General features: G+C 70.3%; 7 protein-coding genes. 1 reads left to right on the forward strand and 6 read right to left on the reverse strand.

Features of this window, described 5'->3' with window-relative positions:
- Both AC27VN_RS27030 and AC27VN_RS27035 read right to left on the reverse strand, forming a co-directional pair.
- Window positions 1–486 (reverse strand): 2-oxoacid:acceptor oxidoreductase family protein (locus AC27VN_RS27030; RefSeq protein ID WP_490878523.1); only part of this gene is annotated, 486 nt, incomplete at its 3' end.
- Between the two features lie 8 nt (window positions 487–494).
- Window positions 495–2,666: a thiamine pyrophosphate-dependent enzyme gene (locus tag AC27VN_RS27035; RefSeq protein WP_490878524.1), complete on the reverse strand. Its 2,172-nt coding sequence runs from the start codon at window positions 2,664–2,666 to the stop codon at window positions 495–497.
- Window positions 2,667–2,864: 198 nt separating this feature from the next.
- Here AC27VN_RS27035 and AC27VN_RS27040 point away from each other — a divergent pair, with 198 nt between their 5' ends.
- On the forward strand, window positions 2,865–3,350 hold the full coding sequence (locus AC27VN_RS27040; RefSeq protein ID WP_431512003.1) for a MarR family winged helix-turn-helix transcriptional regulator: 486 nt from the start codon (window positions 2,865–2,867) through the stop codon (window positions 3,348–3,350).
- Window positions 3,351–3,359: 9 nt separating this feature from the next.
- Here AC27VN_RS27040 and AC27VN_RS27045 read toward each other — a convergent pair whose 3' ends face one another.
- From AC27VN_RS27045 to AC27VN_RS27060, 4 genes are read right to left on the reverse strand one after another with little or no spacing between them, the layout of a single operon-like run.
- Window positions 3,360–4,295 (reverse strand): quinone oxidoreductase family protein, encoded by a 936-nt coding sequence (locus AC27VN_RS27045; RefSeq protein ID WP_490878525.1) that lies wholly within the window; start codon window positions 4,293–4,295, stop codon window positions 3,360–3,362.
- Window positions 4,292–5,101, reverse strand: a complete 810-nt coding sequence (locus tag AC27VN_RS27050) for an alpha/beta fold hydrolase (protein ID WP_490878527.1) — start codon at window positions 5,099–5,101, stop codon at window positions 4,292–4,294. The genes AC27VN_RS27045 and AC27VN_RS27050 overlap by 4 nt, the downstream gene beginning before the upstream one ends.
- Before the next feature lie 2 nt (window positions 5,102–5,103).
- Window positions 5,104–6,102: a 3-hydroxybutyryl-CoA dehydrogenase gene (locus AC27VN_RS27055; RefSeq protein ID WP_490878526.1), complete on the reverse strand. Its 999-nt coding sequence runs from the start codon at window positions 6,100–6,102 to the stop codon at window positions 5,104–5,106.
- Window positions 6,092–7,165: an NAD/NADP-dependent octopine/nopaline dehydrogenase family protein gene (locus AC27VN_RS27060; protein ID WP_261208543.1), complete on the reverse strand. Its 1,074-nt coding sequence runs from the start codon at window positions 7,163–7,165 to the stop codon at window positions 6,092–6,094. The genes AC27VN_RS27055 and AC27VN_RS27060 overlap by 11 nt, the downstream gene beginning before the upstream one ends.
- Window positions 7,166–7,423: the final 258 nt, after the last annotated feature.

Raw genomic sequence — 7,423 nt, forward strand, 5'->3', positions numbered from 1 at the left:
GATCACGCTGCCCGCGTCTTCCGCGGCCTGCGCCATGTCGAAGCGGATGAAGCGGTGCGCGGCGCGCCCCGCATGCGCGAGCAGTTCGCGGCTGTCGACGCGGCCGTCGCCCATCGCGCTCTTCTCGGCGATCGAATAGACGCGGTGCGTGGAGGCGATCAGCGTGGTGCGGTCTGGCGTGACCAGCCCGCGCTGCACCGCGCGGCCGGCTTCCATCAGCTCGGAGGCAAGCACCAGGTCGACGTCGCCGGGCAGCGGCATCAGTGCCAGCACCGGCTGGCCGCCGTCGGCGCGCGCGGCGGCCTCGGGGAACAGCTCCACGTAGTAGATGGTGGCGCCGGTGCGCTGCGCCACACCGGGCACGGAGGTGGTCTGGGCGACCCAGCCGTTGGCCTCGCCCATGTCGACGATCCAGTCGGCCAGCACGCCGCCGCCCTCGCCGCCCATGGCGAGGATCGCGATCTTGATCGGTTGTTGCTTGGTCATCGGCGCGCTCAGAACGAATAGGCCTCGCGCCGGCGCGCGGCGCCGCGCTGCAGCCAGCCGATGACGGCGCCGCGCACGCGCTCGCGCAGGCGGTCCCAGCCGGTGGGATTGCTGACGATGCGCGCCTTGTAGAACGAGGGGCAGAGCACGGCCGCGTGCGAGACGTCGCCGCAGTTGCCGCAGCCCACGCAGCTCTCGAGCACGGTGGCGACCGGGTCGGTGCGCAGCGGATCGGGGTTGGTCTTGATCGACAGCGAGGGGCAACCCGAGAGCCGGATGCAGGAGTGGTCGCCGGTGCAGGTGTCGGCATCGACGCCGAATTTCTCGCGCACCATGCGCTTGCCGTCGGCGATGGCCTTGCGCACCAGCGGCTTCTCGCGCCGCTGCTTGTTGAGCATGCACTCGGACTGAGCGATCAGGACCTTCGGGCCCTTCTCCTTGGTGGTCAGCGCTTCCTTGAGCGCATCGCGCATGCCGGCCACGTCGTAGGTGCGGCGGATGGTGCGCACCCAGTTCACGCCCACGCCGCGCACCGCGCGCTCGATCGCGTGGCCGGTGCTGCGGGTGGCGTTGACGGCCTTCGACGACAGGATGTCCTGCCCGCCGGTGGCCGAGGTGTAGTTGTTGTCGACGACGATGGTGAGGTTGTCGCTCTGGTTGAACACCGCGTTGGCGACGCCGCTCGTGAGGCCGTTGTGCCAGAAGCCGCCGTCGCCCATCATCGCGATCGCGCGCTTGCCGCGCGGCGCGCCCATGGCGGCCGCGCCCGCGCCGCCGAGGCCGTAGCCCATGGTGGTGTTGCCGATGTGGAACGGCGGCAGGATCGAGAACAGGTGGCAGCCGATGTCGGCGCTCACGTGGTGCGGGCCGAGCTCGCGCTCGACCAGCTTCATCGCGCTGAAGATCGGGCGCTCGGGGCAACCGGTGCAGAAGCCCGGCGGGCGCGCGTGCACGCTGTCGGCCAGCGGCGCGGCCGGCTCGCTCGGCAGCTCGATCAGCGGGATCACCTTGCGCACCGGGGCCGGCACGGGCGCGGCCGGTTGCGGCGCGAGGCGGCCGTAGCGCTCGCAGAAGACGCGCGCGCCCTGCAGCAGCTCGGCGGCCGTGTACTCGCCGGCCACCGGCAGCATGTCCTTGCCGTGCAGCGCGGTGGTCACGCCGCGCTGGCGCAGGATGGTCGCGATGTTCTGCTCGATGAAGTTGGGCTGGCCCTCCTCCACCATCAGCACCGCGCGCTTGCCTTCGCAGAAGCGCACCACCTCGCTGTCGATCACCGGATAGGCGACGTTCATCACGTACAGCGGGATGCGGCTGTTGCCGTAGACGTCGGCCAGGCCCAGGCGCTCGAGCGCGCGCACCAGCGTGTTGTAGCTGCCGCCCTGCACCACGATGCCGATGTCGTCGGCGCCGTCGGCGAAGAACTCGTTGAGGCCGCGCTCCTCGATGAAGCGCACGGCCGCGGGCCAGCGCTCCTTCACTTTTTCCTGCTCGTGCACGAAGCTCGCGGGCGGCAGCACGATGCGGCTCACGTCGCGCCGCGGGTTCTCGGCCGCCTCCTGCACCGAGTAGGCGGCGCGGCGGTTGTCGGCGGCAACGAACTGGCCGTGCACATGGCAGGCGCGGATGCGCAGCTGCAGCATCACGGGCGTGTGGCTGGCCTCGGAGAGTTCGAAGCCCTGCTTCACGGCCTCGACGATGCTCGGCAGGTTGGGCCGCGGATCGAGCAGCCAGATCTGCGACTTCATCGCGAAGGCGTGGCTGCGCTCCTGCATGATCGAGGAGCCTTCGCCGTAGTCCTCGCCCACGATCACCAGCGCGCCGCCGGTCACGCCGCCCGAGGCGAGGTTGGCCAGCGCATCGGATGCGACGTTGGTGCCGACCGTGGCCTTGAAGGTCACGGCACCGCGCAGCGGATAGTTGACCGAGGCCGCGAGCGTGGCGGCGGCCGTGGCCTCGCTCGCGCTGTTCTCGAAACGGATGCCCTGGTCGGCGAGGATGTCCTGCGCATCGGCCAGCACGTCCATCAGGTGCGAGATCGGCGCGCCCTGGTAGCCCGCGACGTACGACACGCCCGATTCGAGCAGCGCCTTGGTGACGGCGAGGATGCCTTCGCCGCGGAACACTTCACCGGCGGACAGCCGCAGTTTCTTCACTTCTTCGACAAACGAACGCTCGGCCATGGCTTGCTCTTTTCCTGGATCGACGTCACCGTGTGGGCGGTGGCCCGTTCATGCATCACCTGCAGAAAAGCGATGAGTGCTTGTACGGGCCTTGGTACGTATACTGTTTAGAAATGAATCTATCCACAATCATGAATAACCCTAGACACGCAAGCCGCGTGCCACTTTCGGGTCGTTCGATGTGCATCGGGAGAACGCATGGGAAGCACTGAAAAGAAGCCGCAGCGCTTCGTCGACAACTACCTGCCCGCGCTGCTCGCGCAGGCGAGCCAGCTGATCTCCTCGGAGTTCCACGAGGTGGCGCGGCAGGAGGGTTTCTCGGTGTCGGAGTGGCGCGTGATGGCCTCGCTCGCGGGCGGCGATGCGGTGAGCATCGGCCGGCTCGCGCAGATCACCGTGACCAAGCAGCCGACCGTGACACGGCTGCTCGACCGCATGGAGACGCAGGGCCAGGTCGAGCGCATTCCCCACGAGAGCGATCGCCGCATCACGCTGGTGCGCATCACCCGCAAGGGTGCGGCCAAGGTGGAGCATCTGATGCAGCTCGCGAGCGAGCACGAGCGCCGCGTGCTCGAGCCCTTCGGCCTCACGCGCGCGGAGGAACTCAAGAACACGCTGCGGCTGATGATCCAGCTGCATGCGCATGCGCCGACGGACGCGGCACAGGAAGAGGACGACGCGTAGCGCCGAAGCTCAGTCCGCGACGAGCACCGCGCGGCCTCGATGGCCACGCTGTGCGATCCAGTCCAGCGCCCGTGCCGCTTCGTCGAACGCGAAGCGTTGCACCGCGAGCCGCAAACGCCCGTCGCTCAATCGCTCGAGCAATCGAGGCACCGCCGCGCGGCCCTGCGCCTCGCGCCGGAACATGTTGAGCGGCAGCAGGCTCACGTCGCGCTGCATGAAGGCCGGCAGCGAGAGCGACAGGGTCTCGCCCGCCGTGTAGCCGACCAGCACCGCGCGCCCACCCGGCAGCACGCGGCCCAGCAGCGCGGCGAGCACATCGCCGCCGACGGTGTCGATCAGCACCTCGGCCTCTTGCGACGGCGCTTCGATGCCGGGCCGCCACTCGACGATGTCGACGCCCGAAGGCAAGCCATGGTCGGCGGACGCATCGGCCACCACCGCGCAGACCTTCGCACCGATCTCGAGCGCGAGCTGCACCGCGAGCGAGCCGACCGCACCGCTCGCGCCCGTGACCATCACGCGCTCGCCTTCGCGTACGCGCGCCACCTCGTGCAACGCGACCCAGGCCGAGGTGCAGGGCGAGAAGAAGGCCGAGCCCAGTGCCATGTCGAGGCCCTCGGGCAGTTCACCGAGCGCGGCATCGGGCGCGTCGGCGATCTCGCACCAGGTGCCGTCGAACAGTGTGCCGAGGCCGCTGCCGCGCAGCCACACGCGCTGGCCCGGCGCGAAGCGTTCGCTGTGGATCACGATGCCCGCGCCCTCGACACCGGGCGTGTACGGCAAGGACGGTGGCCGCAGGAAGCCGCCGCGCCACACGGTGCGGTCGATGTGGCCGACGGTCGCGGCCCGCATGCGCACCAGGCTGCGGCCCGGCGCGGGCACGGGATCGGGCCGCACCTCGATGCGCGGCGGCTCGCCCCATTGCGCGATGCGCACGGCCTTCATGCGAGGCCCGCGAGGAAGTCGTCCACGCAGCGCGCGAAGGCTTCGGGCAACTGGTCGGGCAGCGGCACCATGCCGCCTTCGATGTCGGCGATGCGCACGCTGGCCGCGTGGCGCAGATGCTGCGCGAGCTCCTGCGCATGCGGCGAGGCGAACGGATCCTGCGGCGCGCGCACGATCAGCACGGGCTGCGTGACGCGATCGATGCGCTGTTCCATGCGGTACGAGGCCACGGCGCGATGGCCTTCCTCGAGCCGCCGGCCGACCTTGAGCGCATCGAGCACGAAGGCTTCGAGCAACTCGGGCCGGTGGGGCGGATAGAAGCCCTGCCGCTTGCCCCACAGTGCCGCGAGGTGGCTGCCGTCTTCGCTGGGCTCGACCTCGTCGATCGGCGGACGCTCGGCGCGCGCGCGGCGAAAGGCCGCGTCGGTATAGGGCGTCGAGGACAGCACCAGCGCGCGCACGCGCTCGCCGAGCGCGGCCGCGAGTTCGATCGCGATCACGCCGCCCGTGTGATGGCCGACCACGGCAACGCGTTCGATGCGCAGCGCATCGAGCAGCTCGGCCGCGACGCGGGCCCAGTGCGCGATCGAGGCGGGCTCGCTGCCCGCGGCCGAATCGCCGAAGCCCACGGTGTCCATCGCGATCGCACGATGCCGCGCGCCGAGCAGCGGCAGCACCGCCTCGTACTCGCGCCAGCTGCGCGGCGACTGGTGCAGCAGCAGCACCGGCGGTGCATCGACATCGCCGCAGCTCGCGCAGTGCACCTGCCCGACCGACAGATCGGCGAAGGCACGGCGGATCGGCATCGTCATGGCAGCGTGCGTTCGGCCGCGGGCCGCCAGAGGCCCGCGTGGCGCAGCATGCCGAGCGTGCGCGAGAGCACGTCGCGGCGATAGGCGGCGGTGTCGGTGCCTTCGTAGGCATAGAAGCCGCTGCCGCTCTTGAGGCCGAGCCGCCCTTCCTCCACCATGCGGTCGACGATGGCCGGCGCGGTGTAGCGCCCCTTGTCGATCGAGGCCGACATCTCGCGGCTCGCGTGGTGCAGGATGTCGCAGCCACCGAAGTCGATGAACTCGACCACGCCGAGCGCCGCGAAGCGCAGGCCCAGGCCGTGGCGCGTGGCCTTGTCGATCTCCTCGGCGGTGGCGGCGCCCTCCTCGATCATGCGCGCGGCCTCGTTCATGATCAGCGCCTGCAGCCGCGGCACGATGTAGCCGGGCGTGGGCCCGCACACCACGGGCAGCTTGCCGATCGCTTCCATGATCGCGCGCGTGCGCGCCAGCACGGCGGGGTCGGTGCCCGGGTGGCAGCTCAGTTCGACCACCGGGATCACGTAGGCCGGGTTGAGCCAGTGCATGTTGAGGAAACGCTCGGGCCTGCGCACCAGCGCCGCGAGCTGCGTGACCAGGATGCTGCTGGTGGTCGAGGTCAGGATCGCGTCGTCGCGGCAATGGGCGTTGATGTGTTCGAAGGCCTCGCGCTTGGCCTCGAGCGTTTCGGGTACGCCCTCGAACACCAGCTCGGCTTGCGCGAGCGCCGCCGGTGCCTGTGCCGCGCGCACGTACTGCACGCGCGCCGCGATGGCCTCGGCCTGCGCCGCATCGATCACGCCGAGTTGCGCCAGGCCCGCGAGGCTGGCCGCGATCTCCTGCCGTGCCTCGTCGTGCAACTTGTTCCAGGCCTCCTCGCCGCGCACGCGCAGGTCGACCAGCGCGATGCGATGGCCCGCGTAGGCGAAGGCGATCGCGATGCCGCGGCCCATGCGCCCCGCGCCGACCGCGGCGAAGCGGACCGGCTCATTCGCCATCGTGCAGCCTCTGGCGCAGCGCGTCGGCCGACAGGTCCGCGAGGCCCAGGGCCTCGAAGCTGCGCGGCCCCTGGCGCAGGTCGCGGCCGAGGAAGCCGCCGACGATCGCGAGCAGGCCGTGGGCGATGGGTGCATCGACGCCCGCATGCCTTGCGGCCGAGGCGAGGAAGGCCAGGCCGAGCTCGGTGTCCTCGGTGATGTAGCGGTGGCCGTGCAGGTCGATGTTCTCGCGCCAGTCGCCCGACTTCACGAGCTGCTTGTGGGCGTCGCCGTACATCCAGCGATCGTTGTCGTAGTGGTCGGCCAGCGGATAGTGCGGGCCGCCATGGCCGAAGGCCTCGCGCACGGCGATGCGCTCGCGGTCGAGCCGGTCGGTCACGGCGCGCACCGCGGGCTGCGTGCCTTCGTTGTGGATGTCCCAGCGCTCGAAGTGCTGCAGCGGCGCGGCATTCATCACCATCAGCGGCGGATGGATGACGGGGCCGGCATTCATCAGCGCGCCCGAGAGCGCGTCGCCGCAGCCGTGCACGCTCGGGTAGGCCACGCGGATGGTGTCGATCGCCTGCGCGGCCTTGCGTGCCGGATAGACGCCGGTGGGCAGGCGGATCGCGCGGATGGTGACATTGACCTCGCGCTCGCCGTGCTTGCGCGCCAGGTAGGGCAAGGTGCCGGTCTCGGCCCAGGCCACGTCGGCGCGGTTGCCGGCCTCGCGCACGGTGCGCGCCATCACGTAGCTGCCGAAGGTGCCGGGCGGCAGGAACACGACCTGGCCGTCGACCAGGTGCGGTGCCATGGCGCGCGCGATGAAGTCCTGCGCGATGGCCGGGGTCGGCAGCACGATGAGTTCCGCATCGCGCAGCGCCGCGCCGATGTCGGCGGTGGGCAGCGCAATGGGCACCTCGCGCACGCCGCGCGCATCCTTGAGCACGATGCTGCCGCTGTCGATGACCGGCTGCAGCGCGGCCGCGTCGCGGCGCCACAGCCGCACTTCATGCCCGGCTTCGGACAGATCGGCGGCGGCCGCATAGGCCCCATGGCCGCCACCCAGGATCGCGATTTTCATGGTCGAAGGGTCGAAAAGCTGAGGTTGATGAACCGGCCACCGACGATGCGGAACCGGAATGCAGGACTGCGCGCGTCCAATACATTACTTTTCATCAATTCAGACGTCAACCAAAATCGGCGCCTTCGACTGCTCGCAAACCCCCAATGCAAAAAGCCCGCGTTCCGGAGAACGCGGGCTTTGCGAGCAGCTCGAGGGCCGATCAGCGGCTGGGCTTGAAGGCGCGCTTCTGCGCGTCGCGCGGCACGAACACCTTGC

It is taken from the genome of Variovorax sp. 20P10.2.4 (assembly GCF_058244205.1).

Excerpts from the sequence above, each read along its gene's own strand:
- AC27VN_RS27035 (WP_490878524.1), bottom strand. The coding sequence starts at position 2,666 with ATGGCCGAGCGTTCGTTTGTCGAAGAAGTGAAGAAACTGCGGCTGTCC.
- AC27VN_RS27040 (WP_431512003.1), top strand. The coding sequence starts at position 2,865 with ATGGGAAGCACTGAAAAGAAGCCGCAGCGCTTCGTCGACAACTACCTG.
- AC27VN_RS27045 (WP_490878525.1), bottom strand. The coding sequence starts at position 4,295 with ATGAAGGCCGTGCGCATCGCGCAATGGGGCGAGCCGCCGCGCATCGAG.
- AC27VN_RS27050 (WP_490878527.1), bottom strand. The coding sequence starts at position 5,101 with ATGCCGATCCGCCGTGCCTTCGCCGATCTGTCGGTCGGGCAGGTGCAC.
- AC27VN_RS27055 (WP_490878526.1), bottom strand. The coding sequence starts at position 6,102 with ATGGCGAATGAGCCGGTCCGCTTCGCCGCGGTCGGCGCGGGGCGCATG.
- AC27VN_RS27060 (WP_261208543.1), bottom strand. The coding sequence starts at position 7,165 with ATGAAAATCGCGATCCTGGGTGGCGGCCATGGGGCCTATGCGGCCGCC.